The 15,549-nt window shown below is 59.8% G+C and carries 13 protein-coding genes; 7 read left to right on the top strand and 6 right to left on the bottom strand.

Translation table 11 applies throughout. The features are described from left to right. Nucleotides 1-18 precede the first annotated feature (18 nt). Complete coding sequence (locus HMPREF3042_RS04245; protein WP_224786624.1) at nucleotides 19-882, bottom strand: class I SAM-dependent methyltransferase; 864 nt, start codon at nucleotides 880-882, stop codon at nucleotides 19-21. Nucleotides 883-975: 93 nt separating this feature from the next. Between HMPREF3042_RS04245 and HMPREF3042_RS04240 the strand changes: the two genes are divergently transcribed. Further along, entirely contained in the window at nucleotides 976-2,154 is a 1,179-nt protein-coding gene (locus HMPREF3042_RS04240) for a glycosyltransferase family 4 protein (RefSeq protein WP_070856140.1), read from the top strand. On the opposite strand, the gene HMPREF3042_RS04235 is transcribed toward HMPREF3042_RS04240, so the two are convergent. Both HMPREF3042_RS04235 and HMPREF3042_RS04230 read right to left on the bottom strand, forming a co-directional pair. Beyond that, nucleotides 2,134-3,960 (bottom strand): MmpA family trehalose lipid delivery protein, encoded by a 1,827-nt coding sequence (locus tag HMPREF3042_RS04235; RefSeq protein WP_070856138.1) that lies wholly within the window; start codon nucleotides 3,958-3,960, stop codon nucleotides 2,134-2,136. The genes HMPREF3042_RS04240 and HMPREF3042_RS04235 overlap by 21 nt on opposite strands. 92 nt (nucleotides 3,961-4,052) lie before the next feature. Beyond that, nucleotides 4,053-5,213 carry a cell envelope lipid trafficking protein PgfA gene (locus tag HMPREF3042_RS04230; RefSeq protein WP_016421597.1) on the bottom strand — a complete coding sequence of 387 codons (1,161 nt, stop codon included), beginning with the start codon at nucleotides 5,211-5,213 and terminating at the stop codon, nucleotides 4,053-4,055. Nucleotides 5,214-5,409: 196 nt separating this feature from the next. Here HMPREF3042_RS04230 and HMPREF3042_RS04225 point away from each other — a divergent pair, with 196 nt between their 5' ends. Continuing rightward, on the top strand, nucleotides 5,410-6,690 hold the full coding sequence (locus tag HMPREF3042_RS04225; RefSeq protein ID WP_070856136.1) for an acyltransferase family protein: 1,281 nt from the start codon (nucleotides 5,410-5,412) through the stop codon (nucleotides 6,688-6,690). 6 nt (nucleotides 6,691-6,696) lie between these two features. Here the strand turns inward: HMPREF3042_RS04225 and HMPREF3042_RS04220 are convergent, their stop codons facing one another. The 3 genes from HMPREF3042_RS04220 to HMPREF3042_RS04210 all read right to left on the bottom strand — a co-directional run bounded on the left by HMPREF3042_RS04220 (nucleotide 6,697) and on the right by HMPREF3042_RS04210 (nucleotide 11,208). Further along, a complete protein-coding gene (locus HMPREF3042_RS04220; protein ID WP_070856134.1) occupies nucleotides 6,697-10,308 on the bottom strand; it encodes an alpha-(1->3)-arabinofuranosyltransferase domain-containing protein in 3,612 nt (1,203 codons plus the stop codon). A gap of 29 nt (nucleotides 10,309-10,337) precedes the next feature. Next, nucleotides 10,338-10,532, bottom strand: a complete 195-nt coding sequence (locus tag HMPREF3042_RS04215; RefSeq protein WP_005510537.1) for a DUF2613 domain-containing protein — start codon at nucleotides 10,530-10,532, stop codon at nucleotides 10,338-10,340. A 196-nt stretch (nucleotides 10,533-10,728) separates the two neighbouring features. Beyond that, nucleotides 10,729-11,208, bottom strand: a complete 480-nt coding sequence (locus HMPREF3042_RS04210; protein ID WP_005510532.1) for a universal stress protein — start codon at nucleotides 11,206-11,208, stop codon at nucleotides 10,729-10,731. 184 nt (nucleotides 11,209-11,392) lie between these two features. Between HMPREF3042_RS04210 and HMPREF3042_RS04205 the strand changes: the two genes are divergently transcribed. The 5 genes from HMPREF3042_RS04205 to HMPREF3042_RS10960 all read left to right on the top strand — a co-directional run bounded on the left by HMPREF3042_RS04205 (nucleotide 11,393) and on the right by HMPREF3042_RS10960 (nucleotide 15,538). Further along, nucleotides 11,393-12,724, top strand: coding sequence for an MFS transporter (locus HMPREF3042_RS04205; RefSeq protein ID WP_083327418.1), 1,332 nt, complete (start codon nucleotides 11,393-11,395; stop codon nucleotides 12,722-12,724). A 56-nt stretch (nucleotides 12,725-12,780) separates the two neighbouring features. Next, nucleotides 12,781-13,950 carry a sensor histidine kinase gene (locus tag HMPREF3042_RS04200; RefSeq protein ID WP_070856133.1) on the top strand — a complete coding sequence of 390 codons (1,170 nt, stop codon included), beginning with the start codon at nucleotides 12,781-12,783 and terminating at the stop codon, nucleotides 13,948-13,950. Next, the gene (locus HMPREF3042_RS04195; RefSeq protein ID WP_070856131.1) at nucleotides 13,947-14,594 is read left to right on the top strand and encodes a response regulator transcription factor; all 648 of its coding nucleotides are present in this window, start codon (nucleotides 13,947-13,949) and stop codon (nucleotides 14,592-14,594) included. Before HMPREF3042_RS04200 ends, HMPREF3042_RS04195 begins: the two co-directional genes overlap by 4 nt. Nucleotides 14,595-14,665: 71 nt before the next feature. Next, nucleotides 14,666-15,055, top strand: a complete 390-nt coding sequence (locus tag HMPREF3042_RS10970) for a recombinase family protein (RefSeq protein ID WP_070856129.1) — start codon at nucleotides 14,666-14,668, stop codon at nucleotides 15,053-15,055. 15 nt (nucleotides 15,056-15,070) lie between these two features. Continuing rightward, nucleotides 15,071-15,538 (top strand): recombinase zinc ribbon domain-containing protein, encoded by a 468-nt coding sequence (locus HMPREF3042_RS10960; protein WP_224433374.1) that lies wholly within the window; start codon nucleotides 15,071-15,073, stop codon nucleotides 15,536-15,538. Nucleotides 15,539-15,549 lie beyond the last annotated feature (11 nt).

The following is a 15,549-nucleotide window of genomic DNA, read 5'->3' as shown; positions in this document are numbered from 1 at the left end:
CCGAGAGAAACTGACCCCCTACCGCTTCCGCAGCACCAGCACCAGGTTCGACACCGCGAACTCGCGCAGCCCCGGCACGTGCACCATCCACCAGGCCCACCACGGGTGGTAGCGCGGGAAAGCGGCCAGCAGTTCGCAGTCGCCGGCCTCCGCCGCAGCGCGCGCCCACTTCAAACCTTCACCGCAACCGACCTTGAACAGCGACTCGCCAAAGTAGTTTTTCGGCCGCTTGCCGTGCTTCTTCTCATACATGCGCCGCGCGCGGTCGCCACCCAGGTAATGTGTCATCCCCATCTCGTGGCCGCCGAACGGGCCGTACCAAATGGTGTACGAGTACACGACCAGTCCGCCCGGCTTGGTCACGCGTAGCATTTCCTCGCCCATCGTCCATGGCTCGGGTACGTGCTCGGCAACGTTCGACGAGTACGTCAGGTCAAAAGCGTCATCGCGAAACGGCAGCTCCAGTCCCGATCCGCGTACCGACGACTCCAGCTTGATACCCGCCGCCGCCATCTCGCCCACATCGGGCTCACAGGTGTAATACTCCACGCCACGCTGGGCAAACGCGCGGCCAAAGTACCCAGGGCCGCCGCCGACATCAAGGATGCGCTTGCCACGCAGTGCGGTGTTCGTCGTAACGCTTGACGACGTGCCCGCCGGCCCCCCTGCGCCCGTCGACCCCGCTGCACCATCCGCGCCAGCCGCGATGCCTTCTAGGAGGCCGATGGTGTCCTCGGCCAGGTGTCCGTAGAAGATGTCGGGATCGGTTTGCTCGTATTTGAAGTCGTTGAGCAGCCCGAATGAGCGCGACAGCGTGGCGAAGCTGCGCAGCTCCCTTAGAGCAGGTGGAACAATAAAATCGGGGAAGCGAAAGCTGGTCACGTCAATCAATCTAATGGACTAGATGGGCTGTGGAACATGGATTTGAGCTAAAGCGGCAAAGAAAGCGCCACCGAGCGTTAAGCTCATATTGTTATGAAAATCTTACTGTTGTGTTGGCGTGACACTGGCCACCCCGAAGGTGGAGGCAGTGAGCGCTATTTGGAACGCGTTGCGGGTTACCTTGCCAGCCAAGGCCACACCGTGGTGTTCCGCACGGCCAGCTACCCAGGCGCACCGGCACTGTCGCGTCGTGACGGAGTGACGTTCTCCCGCGCCGGTGGAGATTTTTCCGTCTACGTGCGCTCTTGGACCGCGATGCTGGGGGCTAGATTTGGCGTCGGGCCAATTGCCAAGGTGCTTGGTGGCAAGCCCGATGTCGTGGTTGATACCCAAAATGGCGTCCCCTTTTTCGCTCGGATTTTCTCCGGCGCGCCGACGGTGTTGCTGACACATCACTGCCACCGCGAGCAGTGGCCAGTGGCGGGCCCGATTATCAGCAAGCTTGGGTGGTTTATTGAGTCGCGGTTGTCGCCGATGATTCACCGTCGCTGCCGCTACATCACTGTTTCCGAGCCAAGTGCCGCTGAGCTGGAAGAACTCGGAGTGTCTCCGGGGCGAATTGCGGTGATTCGCAATGGAGTGGACCCGATTCCGCAAGAGGTGCAGTCAACCGAAATCATGGCTGACCTGTCCGAGTGCGACGGCCCAGCACCCCATCTGGTGACGCTGTCGCGGCTGGTTCCGCATAAGCAGATCGAGCACGCCATCGACGTGCTCGCGGATCTCGTTCAGGATCGCCCAGGTGCGATTCTCGATGTCATTGGCTCGGGCTGGTGGCACGACAATCTCGTGGAATATGCCCGTGACAAGGGCGTATCTGACCACGTCGTCTTCCACGGGCAGCTCACCGAGGCGGATAAACACCGCATCCTCTCCCGGGCGTGCCTGCACCTGATGCCGTCTCGCAAGGAGGGTTGGGGGCTCGCTGTCATTGAATCGGCGCAGCACGGCGTGCCGACGGTCGGTTACCGTTCCTCGGCGGGCTTGCGCGATTCGGTCAACGACGGTGAAACTGGTCTGCTGGCCAGCGATGAAGCGGACCTGATTGCCAAGACGCGCCAGATTCTCGATGACGGTGAACTGCATTGCGCAATGTCCAAGGCCTGTGTCGCGCGTGCTGCGGAATTTGGCTGGGATAAAACTGGAGAGGCGGTCCTGAAAGTCTTGGAGAACCCAACTCTGGACAAGCTGCTACCTGCGGCGGGGCAGTAGCGCTTCCAGCAGTGCTGCGAGTAGCCCAGCGAGCAGGCAAAGCGCCCAGATTCCAAAGGTCAACCACGCAGCCGCGTAGGCACCCTGGCTCGGTCGCGTGGTCGGCTTGATAACGCCGGGAACATGATATAGCTGCAGGTCAGCGGTGGTATAAACCGGATCCAAAGCTGCCACAATGTCAGCGGAGTCACCGAAATTGCCGGGCGAATTCTCCACAAGGACCCAGCCAATGCCCTGGTCTCGAAGACTCTGGAGGGCTAAATCAACCTCAGCCGGCGACGTCGCACCGCCGAGTAGCGTTCGTTCAACAGTTGTGGCTCCCTCGCCGGATACTGATTGCCCCGAGACGATCAGCTCGCCAGAGCTCACCACCGGCGCGGGCAAAATCTTCGTAGCCGGATCGAGCACAGGACGCCCATTAATGATGCGATAAGAACCGGCAGGAAGAACCGCAACGCTATCGTCGTCAAGCGCGACGACACCGGAAACCGCAGACCACCCCTCCCACGACGGAATGGGGCGCAGTGGAGCGACATCGGCGGGTAGCGTGGGGACAGCCGCGATGATGATGAGCGCGCTGACCCCAGCAGCCAGCCACTGACCAACATCGGCAGTGGCGCCACGCGCGCGGCGCGCCAGGTACTCCGCACCACTAGCGGCGAGAATGACATAGGCGGGGACGGCGAGTGCGATCCACTTCTGGGCATCGCGAAGTAGACCCGCACCCGGGATATGCTCCAGCGCCCAGCCCATCACCAGAATGCCCGGCGTTGTCGCGGCGAGAGCGACGAGCACAATGCTCACGGCGCCGGCAATCATCAGACCCCGCCAGCGCTCCCGCGAATCCCAGACACGACGGAACCCCAGACCCATGAGTACCAAGAGCACCAGCACCATAATCGCTGAAAAACCGGCCTCGCGAGTTAGCGGCACAGCCTGCTTATTCCAGATGCCACCCAGCCCCAACAGGCTGCCGAGCGTGCCGACGTGAGCCTCTGCTCTGGCCGCAAATGCGGCAGCGCCAGCCGCATCGGAGGGCCCCGCCGCACTGGGGTTCAGCAAAGATGCGATCAACCACGGCGAGCTGACCGCTACTGTTGTGGTCGCGATCCAGGCGCGATCGCGGTTATTGCGGGCGGCGACAAGGCCGGTGATACCAGCCAAAAGAGCACCGGTCGGTGTGAGACCCGCTGCGGCAATGACACTGGTGCGCCACAAAGCACTGCCCATCTGCGTTGCCAGAACAACTGCTGGAAGTAGCAATACAGCGATGACCAGTGACCACTGCCCCTGCAGTAAGCGCTCGACCACGAACGGGTTCCAGAGCAGCATCGTCGGTGCAATCAGTTGGCTGACCAAGCTCGGAGTCATTCGAACAAGCCCCGAACCAGGTGTGGCACTGGCGCCGGCGCCAGCGCTGTCGAGTGTGAGCCTGCGGGCGAGCTCAGCAGCTGCAAGGCCGCCGATTAAGCAGGCGCCAACCATGGCAAAGCGCACCCAATGGCTGGCATCCACAAAGTAGCCCAGCGCCCACAGGGCAGTGTCCTGCGGAACTGCTCGTGCCGCAGCGGGGCCGAGCCCCAGGGCTGCGTCGGTAAGCGGTGGGTGATTGGGGATGACCATGTCGCGCAGCAGAAACATCGGTGCCCCAAAGCGACCCTCATCCGGTGCCTTGTGCGGGATAAAGAGCGGCCAGCACACGGCAGTGGTCAGCATAAGAATCCACGACAACACAAAAACCCAGGCGACTCGCTCCGAGTGAGAGCGAGCCGACTGGGGCAAAGTAGTGCGGAAACGTTGCGTCACGTGCCCTATATTAAATTATTTTTAGATTCCCTCAGTGAAACTCGGTGTAAGCGAGTGTCTGAGGAATCCTAGCGGTGCCGTAGCTTGGCCTCTTAGGCAGACTTGCTGCGAATACGGAAGCCAATCACGATCAGGACCAGGCCGAGGATGCCGAGAATCCACGGTGCGACAGTGCCACCGATAGTCAGCGACTTACGTGCGTCCTTCGCGCGGTCCATCTGGCGACCCTTGGAGTCTTCGTCCCACTGAGCGGTGTACTTCATTGCGGTACGGTTTTGCTCCTTGGCCTCCTTCTCACGGCCAGCCTTAGAAGCAATCTCTTCGGCTTCCTTCTGATCCTTGGCGTAGAACATGAACATCTCTTCAGTACCGTTTACAATCACGCCAGAAGTCGGCTCGACGCGAACAGTACGGACGTTGGTGTAGTAACGATCCATCTCGACATCGTCGTCACCCTCCAGGCCCCACTTGTGAGCCGGGAAGCTCAGGCGCATGGAAGCCAGCGAGGACTTGTCGGCCTCGGTGAGTTTGCGGCCGTCACGAGTGAAGTGCTCGGTCAGGGACTCGTAGAGGTTCTGCGGCGGAATCGTCATGGAGTACTTGTAGACCTTGACGCCGTCCTGAGTTTCCTCACCGACGAAGTCGATCTCGAAGTTACGCATCGCCTGGACGTCGTAGTACGGGTAGGACTTCTTCTCAGCGCCAAACGGGAACTGGTACTGGATGCCCGGACGGGTGAACGTCGGCGGCTTGGTGTCCGAACCGCCCTGCGGTGCGTTAATAGCAACGCTGGAAATCGGGTCATCTACCGGGTACGCAGTGCTGCGGTCGACAGTGATGCGGTCAAGGGTCGCATTGATGAGGTTCTTCGGCTCTTCGCGGTCATCGCGCAGCAGAGTGGTACCGACCTGGAGGGTTGCGATCTTGTCGTCAGCCGGCTCCTCAATCTCTACGTGGCGCTTCGACTGCATAGGAGTCTTGTCGTTGATGAAGCAGTGGATCGGGAGGTCGCGCTTCTCTTCGTCCGTTTCTGCCTCACAGCGCGGGTCATTCTTGCGGTTTGGTGTTGGCTCATTCTTGCCCAGCTGGCCGGAGTCCAACAGAGTGCCGTCGCGCACCTCCGTGATGGTATCGCTCACAGTGTCAAGCGGGATGACCCGGAGGCGCGGCACCAGGAAGGTTGGCAGAAGGACGGCAATGACAATCAATGCAGCACCGATGATAATCAGTGCATGTCCGAGAGTTCTCTTCATCAGCGGATAGTCCTTTAACTGTACGTAACTTTCTGCTGCAAAACCTAGCAGGAAGTTAGGAGCGTTGTGGTGTGTTTTTTAAAAATAACTTGTCAGGAAAACAAAAGAATTTTGGAAAAACCGGCCTGAACAGGACTTATTTCATAATAAAATACAAGTGATTTTACTCATTCCGGTCTCCGTGTAAGAAAGTACTATGACGTCCAAGGCATCTGAGGCAGCGCCGAACGTCGAGCTAGCCTCCGCGACAAATGTAGCGCCGAACTCCGCGCCGAGCACCAGCTCGCACACCGGGTCAGGCTCGTCGTCAAGCTCGGCCACCACCTTCCGTCCGGGCTTCCTGCCCTCGCTGGAGGGCCTTCGTGCTGTGGCTTCGATGGGTATCATCGGCACGCACGTCGCATTCCAGACCGGGCATGATGTGGGAGCCCTGTGGGAACGCGTCCTCGGCCGCTTCGACTTCTTCGTGGCTGTTTTCTTCGTGCTGTCCGGATTCCTGTTGTGGCGTTCTCACCGCTCGGGTTATGGCGGAATCCCCCGTCGTAAAGCATTGGCCGATGCCGACGGCGGACGGAAGAAGAGCTGGGCGAAGTACTACAAGAAGCGCGTTGCGCGCATTATGCCTGCGTACTGGGTGCTGGTGCTTATTGTGCTCATCGCACTGCCGGTGGGGCGTGGCGCGGATCTCAAGATTTGGCTGACAAACCTGACGCTGACACAGGTGTATTTCTCCGGCTCTCTGCACGGTGGGTTGACGCACCTGTGGTCATTGTCGGTGGAGGTCGCGTTCTACATCGCGCTGCCGCTGTTTGCCATCGGGCTTAGCCGGTTGGACCCGCATCGCCAGCAGGGGCGCCGCATAGTGGCAATTTCCCTGCTCGCAATCTTGAGCTTCGGCTGGCCCTACCTGCCACTGCCGTACTCGGACGGCGTGAACCCGCATATCCAGCCGATTGCATACTTTTCCTGGTTTGCAGCTGGCATGATTCTCGCCGAGCTGGAATCGCTCCAGGGCGTCGATACCGATGCTGCCCGCGCGAGGGTGGAAACCATGCAGCGCTGGGCTCGCCGCCGCCCACTGTGGCTGGCGATCGCCGTTGGTGCGCTGGTCCTGGCTTCCTACCTGGGGCCCGAAGGGCTAGTCGAGCTCACCAACTGGGAATTCACCCGCCGCCTGCTGTGTGGGCTGGTCTTCGGTGCCGCCATCATCGGCCCCTGGACGATGGCGCCGGAGTCGCGCTTCCTCGAACACCCCATCATACAGGCGCTGGGGCGCTGGTCGTACGGCATCTTCCTCTGGCACGTGGCGATGCTCTCCATCGCATTCCCGCTGCTTGGTGTGAAGCTATTTACCGGCCATCTGCTCAGTGTCACCATTGTTACGGTCGCACTGTCGATTCCAGTGGCCGCCGCCTCCTACGCGCTCGTCGAGGAACCTGCCCGCCGCTTCTTCGCACGCGTCTGGGTCAACCGCTAACAGCTCTTAATCAGCGGTGTTGTCGGTGTCGTCGACGTCGCTGTCGGTGTCGTCATCAGCACCGCCATCGGAAAGCATCGAGCAGCACGCCACGATCGTCAGCGCCGCCGTCAGCAGTAACTGAAGCGGCCAGTCGGCACCGGCGTAGTCATCCTTCGGCCACGGGTTCGCCGCCAGCACCAAGCCCGCAATCGACATCGTCGCAGCAAGTGTCACAATAAGGGCGTTTCGCACGTTCAGCCATGGCTTGACGACGTCCCCACGCTTCCGTGCCCAGAAAACCGCACCAAGGGTAGCGGCAACCACCACGAGGGCAACGACCACGCCAGGCCAGCTGGATACCAGTGTCACTGTCGCGGCAGCCGCAATGCCAATAGCCGTCCGCGGCAAGTCATTGCTCAGCGAAGATGCGGGAATCGGGGAGGTGAGAGCGAAGCGTCGCCAAGCGAAAGCCAGCCCCACAGTGACCAGTGCGTACACGGTTGCGAGTGCGCCGCCTGCCAGGATGCTAGTACGCCAGGTCTGCTGCGGTGGGTAGGTCAGCTCGACCGCACCACCAATACCGGCCGGAATCGTCCAACCCTGCTGCCAACCAGAGACCGTTACCGGCTTCATGGCGGCGCCTCCGACACGGAGCTCATGGCCAGCATTGACAGAGATTGGCAACCACACGATGCGATCGTGGTCGGCAGCGTCAATGGGATTGTTCAGATTGATTGGCGTCACTTTCTGCTGCTCAGCTGACGGCGCGAAGTAGTCAGTCGAGGTGAGCGACACCCAATCGGACTTGGCATCGATGCGCCATGGCCCCGGTGAGAGCTCAATCTCTTCACCACAGGTCAGCTCGCGGTGATCAGAGCCGTCACCGCGCTGGAGGCTGGCCCACGGGGCTCCGATGCTGCTGCGACAGGTATCAGCATCGACCTTTACGTTTACCGGCTTTGGAACGGTGAACAGGCGCACCAGCGTGCCCTCATGAATCTCCTGGCCGAAGACCCAACGCTGAGCCAGCGACGAGGAATTCGGCACCACCGGGACACGAACCGGCGTGAGGTCCTCCGCTATATCCTCGGTGGAAAACTCTGTATCTTCATCGGAATCGGGGCTGCTGGATTCGAATGCGTCGAAGCCAGTGTCCCGCTTTGGAATCACCAGGCCTAGCTCGGAGATAGCAAAGCCTACAGGAGCAATCTTCGCTGTGATGAGCACAGATGTGGTCTTGCCGCCGGGCAGCGGAATACGAGTCGTCTCACCCGGGACCAACTGTACGGAGCTCGAAGCCGTATCAGTCTGGATGCGCAGTTGCACTGGAACGCGAGCACCGGTCAGGCTGAGCACTGCGTTATCGGTCGGTTCCTTCCACGACAGTTTGACCCACTCAGCCTGGCTCTTGCCCGCCAAGGGTTCCCACCAGGTGGAGGTGTCGCCGTCGAGCATTGCGTTGACCGAGTGGTCAGCCGATGCACCACCGACGTTGTATGGCTCAGAGGCCGACGACGAAACCTCAATTGCGGCGCGACCCGTTGCTGTCTGCGTCAGTGGCAGTCCCACGACGGGGTAGTCCGGAACGAGGTTGCGGACATATGAGTCCTCATCTTCGGCCAGGATTGCTGACTCCGCACCGACGACTTCACCATAGTTGCGGCCGCGGCGGGCGGGTGTGTCGGTGACAGTGCCGGCATCCTTGCCAGACAGGATGCGCACCGGAGCATCGGAATCGACTTCGTCAAGCCGCGGGAGCACTTCGGGGCCGCCGGCGACCAGCGGCACCTGGGTAGTGTCCACCAACCGCGGTGAAAGTGCGTGATTGCGCAGCTCCTTCGGGCCCGCACCCCAAATCTGGATAGCGGTATGGCCGTCCTCGTCCGCGAACTCCGCCACCTTTTCCATGGTCGGGGAGTCCTGCAGCGTGGAAGTGATGGCGCGCAGCGAATCGCCCCTCGAGGTAACTCTCAAGTCATGGCGGACCAGCACGTAGCCGATACCGTTGTTGCGCAGGGTGGCATCCAGTGCCGGTACCTCACGGCCCCGAGTCAGTGAATTGCGCAGACCATCGAGGCCGCGAATCGCCTCTGGGGGCACTAGCGGCACCGTATCGCGGACGGCCCAGGGCACGTCGGCAAGCGGCTGGAGCGGTTCGTCGCGAGTATTGCCCCATGTCTGATCAGCAAACGGCGATGACGGCACCACCAGCGTGCGGGTGTCCTCGCCCTGCTTATTCAGCCAGTCAGCCGCTTCGTGCCAGTAGCCCGGAACCTCGGAAAAACCACCTGTCGGAGCGAGGCGTGCGCTCCACGCAGGGGCGGTGGCACTGGCGATAACCACCAGAACCAGCATCGATGCGATAGCGCGCGGGTGCTTCTCCGGGTGTAGCCACTGCTGCCAGCCAGTGGTCGCTGAATCGCTCGCCGTCTCGTTCGTGTGCTCGTTCGCCGGCTCTCGCCACGGCCATGGCAGCTGGGCTGTCGCATGAGCGAAGCCGATAACAAGTGGCAGACGCACAATAGTGTCAAATTTGTGCAGGTTGCGCACTGCTGCGAGCGTGGAATCGAGCACCTCTCGAGCCGATTCCCACGCCAGTCCGAACGGCTCCGTCCAGGCCGCCATGATGACAAGCCCGAGGAGCAGCATCATCAGCCACATTCGACGCAGCGGCAGCGAGCGCATGACCAAGCCAAGTAGGCCAATTGCCGCTACAGCCAGGGTGGCGTAAATGAGAATGGGCTCCGCGACCAGCGCATTTCCGCCGACTCGCTCGAAAGAGACAAACGGTGTCCACGAGGTGGAACCGCGGAGCGTCTCGCCGAGACTCAACCAACGAGTGGTCACGCCGGAGGACTCAATGTAGTCCGTAAACGGTGGTGAGTACTTGCCCAGCAGCAGTAGCGGCACAATCCACCACATGCTGACCGCTGCACACGCAGCCAGCCAACCGCCGAGCATCGCCCACGCACGCCCGCGACGAGGCCCCGCAAAAGCGAAGAAGAGCAGCATCAGACCTGCGGGGATACAAGCCGCCGCTGTACTGACCGCATTGACCGCGCCAGTGCACAGTACCGCTAGACCGGACAGCAATACGGCACGGGCGGTCGCACGCCAGGGCAGTTCCTCGCGTCGGGCTGCGACCCGCAGGAGCGGAAGCAGAATCCACGGTGCCAGCGCGACGGGCCAGGTCTCGGACGAAATCGCGCCCAACGTCGTAATCACACGCGGCGACAACGCGTACAACAATGCCGCCAATACGCGAGAGGTATGCGTGCCGACGTTTATAGCTTCGGCCACGCGATATGCGCCGGTAAAAGCCACGCAGAGAGTAAGGCTCCACCACAGCGCCTGAATCAGCCAGCCAGGCGCTAGGACATCGGGCAGCAAACTAAACAGCGCGAAGAATGCGCCATGTGGAAAGAGATAGCCATATGCCTGGTTTTGGAGCTGTCCCAGCGGCATGGTGTCTGACCACATGTTGAGCGAGGCGGACAAAAACCCGATGGGGTCTTCTGTCAGGTCGTGCTTTGTGTCAGCGACAGTCTTGCCGGGGGACTGGATGAATGCCAGCAGGCACAGCAAAGCCCACCAAGGTACAAGCACGCGCTTACGCGCTCGAACAAAGGTGGGCATAGCTTTAAAGGAGGGTTAGCGTTAAAAACTTAACGCTGACCGTACTCGACACCGCCAAGCAGAGCGTCATCGGTGGAAACAGCCTGTGCTTCCGGAATTCGGTCTTCGGTCAGAGCCTGGCCGATGCCGAAGATAGCGGCACCACCGAGAAGGGCGCCAATGAGCGCCGAGGCCAGGGCAGGGCCAACGCTACGACGCTGCTCGGAATCAGTTTCGTATGCCATGTTGAGGACTCCTCGTGTGCATTAAGTCAATACTGTTTATAAAACTACACTCTGTGACTTCTGTAAACCAGTGGAACAGCTGGGATTCTCTCCCCGCCTTGAATTTTGAGCGGTTTCAGCGGTCATTGAGTTTTCTTAGTTGAGAGATTAACCCATTTTCTATCAGCTAAGTAAGTTTTTAAAAATTTTCTAGAAATTATTCCTTTTCCCCCGGAACGACGAGGACCGGGCGGCCAGCATTCTTCAGCAACGCGTCAGAGGTCGAGGCGGTGAACAGACCACGCAAACCAGTCACACCACGAGTGCCGGAGATAATCACGCCCGCATCGAGGTCGTGAGCTGCATCGACGATGGCCGACCAGATAGTAGTTTCAGTCTCTACCAAGTAGGGCTCCGCGACGAAGCCAGCCTCAGCGGCAATCTGTACACCCTCACGGCAAATACGGACGGCCTCGTCGTGAGCCGGATCGCCGTCTTCAGTCGTGGCATCCCAGTCGGGCTGCATCATGCCAGAGGCGCCAGCAGTGCGAGCTGCAGCGCGCTGCAGGGGTTCCCAGGCAGTCAGAATGTAGGCCTTCTTAACGCGCAGCAGTTTTCCGGCATAGGCCAGCGCCCGCTTGGCTTCGTCGGAGCCGTCGTAGGCAATGAGCATGGAATCAGAAATCGGTTCAACCATTTTTGAGTTCAATCCTTACGTCAGAGATAGCCGAAAGACTGTCAATAGATAAAGAAAAGAGATGTCGTTGTAGTCCAGGATAGGACAACAGCGACATTCAGCACGCTAGTTTTTAAGCTTCCCCGAACCAGCCGGCTTGGGTCGGCTAGAGAGTCCTTAGCAGGAAGCGGTAACGTCCATTGTTATGGCGATAGAAGAAAAACCAGGGCAACCACAGCCAAAGGCTGCTGGTTCCTCGAAGAATGCCATCGCGCTCAGCGCTCCCGTTCTTGTTATCGCCGTAATCGTCGCGGCGCTGAATTTGCGCCCGAGTATCGCGTCAATTGGTCCGGTGCTCGATCAGCTCCTATCCGACCTTGGCGCTTCCTCCGCCTTTGGTGGTTTGATTACGGCGATTCCGGGGCTCGCATTTTTCGCGATTGGGTTGTCCGCGGTTTCCGTCGGCAAGCGAATGGGCTTAAGCGGTGCACTCACACTGTCTGCGACGTTGCTATTCGTCGGCCTTGCGGTGCGCCCGTGGGTGAGCAGCATCTGGCTATTCCTTCTGTTTACGGCGTTGTCGGTTGCGGGTATTGCGCTGGGAAATGTACTGCTACCTGCGTGGATCAAGGTGCATGGCGGCCGTCATGCCGTCGTGCTGATGATGTTGTACTCCAGCATGCTCGCCCTCGGGGGCGGACTGGGGCCGGCGACGGCGTTTTTGATTAGCGATTCACCCGAAGCGTCCACAGGCGGCGTCGATATGTGGCGCTGGGCGATTGCCGTATGGGCGATTACCGCCTTTGTTCAGCTTGTCGTGTGGTTGCCGCTGCGTGCGCGCATCGGATTCGACTATCCGAAGGCCTCGGTCAGCTCCTCGGCAAACACGCCAATCTGGAAGTCTCCGACAGCCATTGCGCTGGCAGTTTTCTTCGGCGTGCAGTCGATGAACGCTTACGTGTTGATGGGCTGGATGCCGAAAATGCTTATCGACGCAGGCATCAGCGTCAGCGTAGCTACCGCGGCATCCATGATTGTTCAAGGGCTGGGCATCATCGGCGGTCTGCTGATGCCACCGCTGATTGCACGGCTCCGCACCATGTCCTACGTCGCTTTTGGTCTCGGCTGCCTTTTCTTCCTCGGGTACGCGTTGATGATTCTGATCGACCAGCGGGGAGCGGCGGAAACTGGTGTTGGATACGCGATTGGGGCTGCGTTCCTGCTGGGCGTGGGTGGTTTTTGTTTCCCCATGGCTATCGCGCTGATTCCGGGCCGCACGCGCAGCCATGAGCTGACCGCGCGGCTGTCCGGCTTCGTGCAGCCAATCGGCTACATTTTCTCCGCAGTCGGGCCATTCCTGGTAGGTGTGGCCGCTGGAACGACGGAAACGTGGACACCTATTCTGGTCGTACTGCTTGGTACTACGGTCGTGCTTGCAGTGCTTGGGCTGGCTGTCGGTCGGCCAACGTACATTGATGACGAACTGGCCGACCGAGGTATCGGCGAAAAGAAGCCGGGACGTATTCAGCTCGACTGAATTTAGGGGAGTTAGCTCCACTGTATTTGAACCCGGGTCAACTTAGCTTTGAACCTATGACAAAGAAAAAGAATTTAATCGCGCTGGCCTGGAGTTTTATTCTCGGCCTGCTGTTCATTCCGGGTTTGATTGCCTCTGTTGTGCTTCTGCCGTGGATTCCGCTCATCGGCCGAGGTGCCGATTGGCTCTCTCGCTGGGTGGCATCGTGGTCCGGCACCCCGATTGCCAACCGCGTGACCAACCGTTGGTTCGACATCCGCAACTTCGTCAACCTGCTCGTCCAACTGGTCATTGGGTTCGTCACCTTTACAGCGTGGGTCGGCGGTGGTTTTACTGTCGGAGTGCTCTTCGCTGCACCTTTCCTGGTTGATGAAGTGCAGTTTTTCAGCTGGACTCTGACGGACCCAACACAGAAAATCGCTGTTGCCTGGGTTTTCGCCATCCTCTTTTTGGTGCTGACCATCGCCATCAACCTCGGTGCCGGCCTGCTGTCCATTTGGCTCTCCCGCGTCATCCTCGCACCATCCAGCGAAGAAGTTACCCAATCCCGCGACGTGCTCATTGACTCCTTCTCAGGCGAGCGCCGTCGCATTGAGCGCGAGCTTCACGACGGTCCGCAGCAACACCTGACCGCCTTGAAACTCAACATTGCCGCTGCTCGCATGGGTAAGACTGAAGAAGATGTAGCCGAGGCACTCTCCGCCGCCGACCGCAATGCAACGCAGGCTCTTGCACAGCTGCGCTCCGTGGTGCTTGGCATTGCCCCGCCGGTACTGTTTGAAAACGGACTGGTCGCTGCCGTGAGGGAGCTGGCAGCGCACTCCGGAATGCAGGTGTCCGTCCGTGAAAATGGTGTTTCCGACTTCGGCCCGATTGACGAAACCTCAGCGTTACTCGCTTACCACAGCGCAGCGGAGGGGCTGACCAACGCCACCAAGCATGGCCATGCCGATCGAGCTGATATCACTCTCGCGGTTCAGACTCCGAAGAGGGCGCTCGTGTCTCATCCGGGTACGCTTACGGTCACTGTGCGCGACAACGGTGAAGGTCTGATGGAACCATCGGGGGCGGACGCTGTAGATGTCGTAAAGCATGGCACGGGAACCGGCATTGCGGGCCTGCGCGAACGGGCGGCAGCGCTCGGCGGAACCGTGACGCTCACCAACGCCGACGGTGGTGCTGAATTGCGGCTGGAACTGCCTGTTCGCCAAGGAAGGACGCGATGAAAGTACTGCTGGCCGAGGACTCCGTACTCCTGCGCGAGGGGCTGACCGGCCTGCTGCGGGCGCTGGGACACGAGGTCGTCGCCGTCGGTGATGCGGATCAGCTGCTCGACACTGCCGAAGGGCAGACGTTCGATGTCATCGTCAGCGATGTCCGGATGCCACCGAACATGCGTGACGACGGATTGCTCGCTGTCACCAAACTTCGCCAGAGCAACCCTGACCAGCCGGTTGTCGTGCTCAGCCAATACGTGGCGGCCAGTTACTTAGATCGCCTGCTGCAGCATGGTGGCTTTGGGTACTTGTTGAAAGAACGCGTCTCCGATGTCGAGCACTTCATTGCGGCGCTGGAAGAGGTACGCGGTGGCGGTACCGTGGTCGACCCTGAAGTGGTTGCGACGCTACTGGCCGCAAAGCAGGACGGCATCGCCGCGCTGACTCCACGTGAGCGCGAAGTGCTCGACCTAATGGCGCAGGGGCTCAGTAATAAGGAAATAGAAAAACGCCTGGTACTAACCGCAGGTGCTGTGAGTAAGCATGTGGCGAATGTGTTCTTGAAGCTCGGCTTTCAGCCGGAAGATACAAACCGTCGTGTCAAAGCCGTGTTGCGGTGGCTGAGGTACACCGCGCCGTCGCCATCCTCGTAAACCGCGACCACGTAAAAGCCCCACGCCAACTCCTCCGAAACGGGAGTCGGCGTGGGGATTATGGGTAATTGGTGCTACTCGGATATAAGAAAGGCGAGGGTGGAAGCCTCGTCATCGACGAGACGCAGGCTCCGACCGTGCGGTTGATCTACCAGCTGTTCCTTGATGGGATAGCGATCAGTGAGATTAAAACCGAGCTCGCTGCCCGCAAGATTCTCACCCCGCGCGGGAAAGAAGTGTGGTCAACCTCGACAGTGTGCTCCATCCTGTCCAACGAAAAATACAAGGACGACGCCCTGCTGCAAAAGACGTTCACCACCGATTTCCTTACTAAGAAGATGAAGGTCAACGAAGGCGAAGTACCCCAATACTATGTATCAGGTAATCATGAGCCGATTACCGAACCGCGTATCTGGGATCAGATGCAATACGAACTCGCCACCAGGCATGACAACATATAGTCAGCGAAAGTCGGGTTGTTCTCCACCCGGCTGGAATGTGCTCGGTGTGGGGCGTGGTATGGGCGTAAAACGTGGGCGTCGAACACGAAATGCAAAGACGCAGTTTGGCAATGCAACCATAAATACACAGACGAACATCCCTGCAGCAGCGCGACGGTGAAAGACGAGCAGATCGAAGCGCTGATTGCGGAAAACCAGCGGTGTGCGCTCGACCAGGACGCCTGCCAATCCGCGTACGCCGAACTCGATACTACCTACCGTAAGACGCTCGCACGTAGAACAAGCCTGGAAAAAGATATCGCAGCGAACACCGCCAAGCACGCCGCCATCACCACAACCCTGAATGATCTGACAGGGGAACCTGTGAGCGAGTTTCACCCCGCACAATGGAGCGCACTTATCGACCACGCCATTGTCACCGAGGACGCGATCCGGTTCGTGTTCCGCACCGGTGAACAGGTGAGGATTGCCCTGAAAGGGTGATGTTCGTATCA

The organism is Corynebacterium sp. HMSC074C05, assembly GCF_001838325.1.
Classification (GTDB): domain Bacteria; phylum Actinomycetota; class Actinomycetes; order Mycobacteriales; family Mycobacteriaceae; genus Corynebacterium; species Corynebacterium amycolatum.
The sequence above is the reverse complement of the archived record's forward strand: the minus strand, read 5'-3'. Positions and strand labels throughout refer to the sequence as shown.

Coding starts and splice junctions, on each gene's coding strand:
- HMPREF3042_RS04220 (WP_070856134.1), bottom strand. CDS start 10,308: ATGCCCACCTTTGTTCGAGCGCGTAAGCGCGTGCTTGTACCTTGGTGG.
- HMPREF3042_RS04240 (WP_070856140.1), top strand. CDS start 976: ATGAAAATCTTACTGTTGTGTTGGCGTGACACTGGCCACCCCGAAGGT.
- HMPREF3042_RS04210 (WP_005510532.1), bottom strand. CDS start 11,208: ATGGTTGAACCGATTTCTGATTCCATGCTCATTGCCTACGACGGCTCC.
- HMPREF3042_RS04195 (WP_070856131.1), top strand. CDS start 13,947: ATGAAAGTACTGCTGGCCGAGGACTCCGTACTCCTGCGCGAGGGGCTG.
- HMPREF3042_RS04230 (WP_016421597.1), bottom strand. CDS start 5,213: ATGAAGAGAACTCTCGGACATGCACTGATTATCATCGGTGCTGCATTG.
- HMPREF3042_RS04200 (WP_070856133.1), top strand. CDS start 12,781: ATGACAAAGAAAAAGAATTTAATCGCGCTGGCCTGGAGTTTTATTCTC.
- HMPREF3042_RS04205 (WP_083327418.1), top strand. CDS start 11,393: ATGGCGATAGAAGAAAAACCAGGGCAACCACAGCCAAAGGCTGCTGGT.
- HMPREF3042_RS04215 (WP_005510537.1), bottom strand. CDS start 10,532: ATGGCATACGAAACTGATTCCGAGCAGCGTCGTAGCGTTGGCCCTGCC.
- HMPREF3042_RS04225 (WP_070856136.1), top strand. CDS start 5,410: ATGACGTCCAAGGCATCTGAGGCAGCGCCGAACGTCGAGCTAGCCTCC.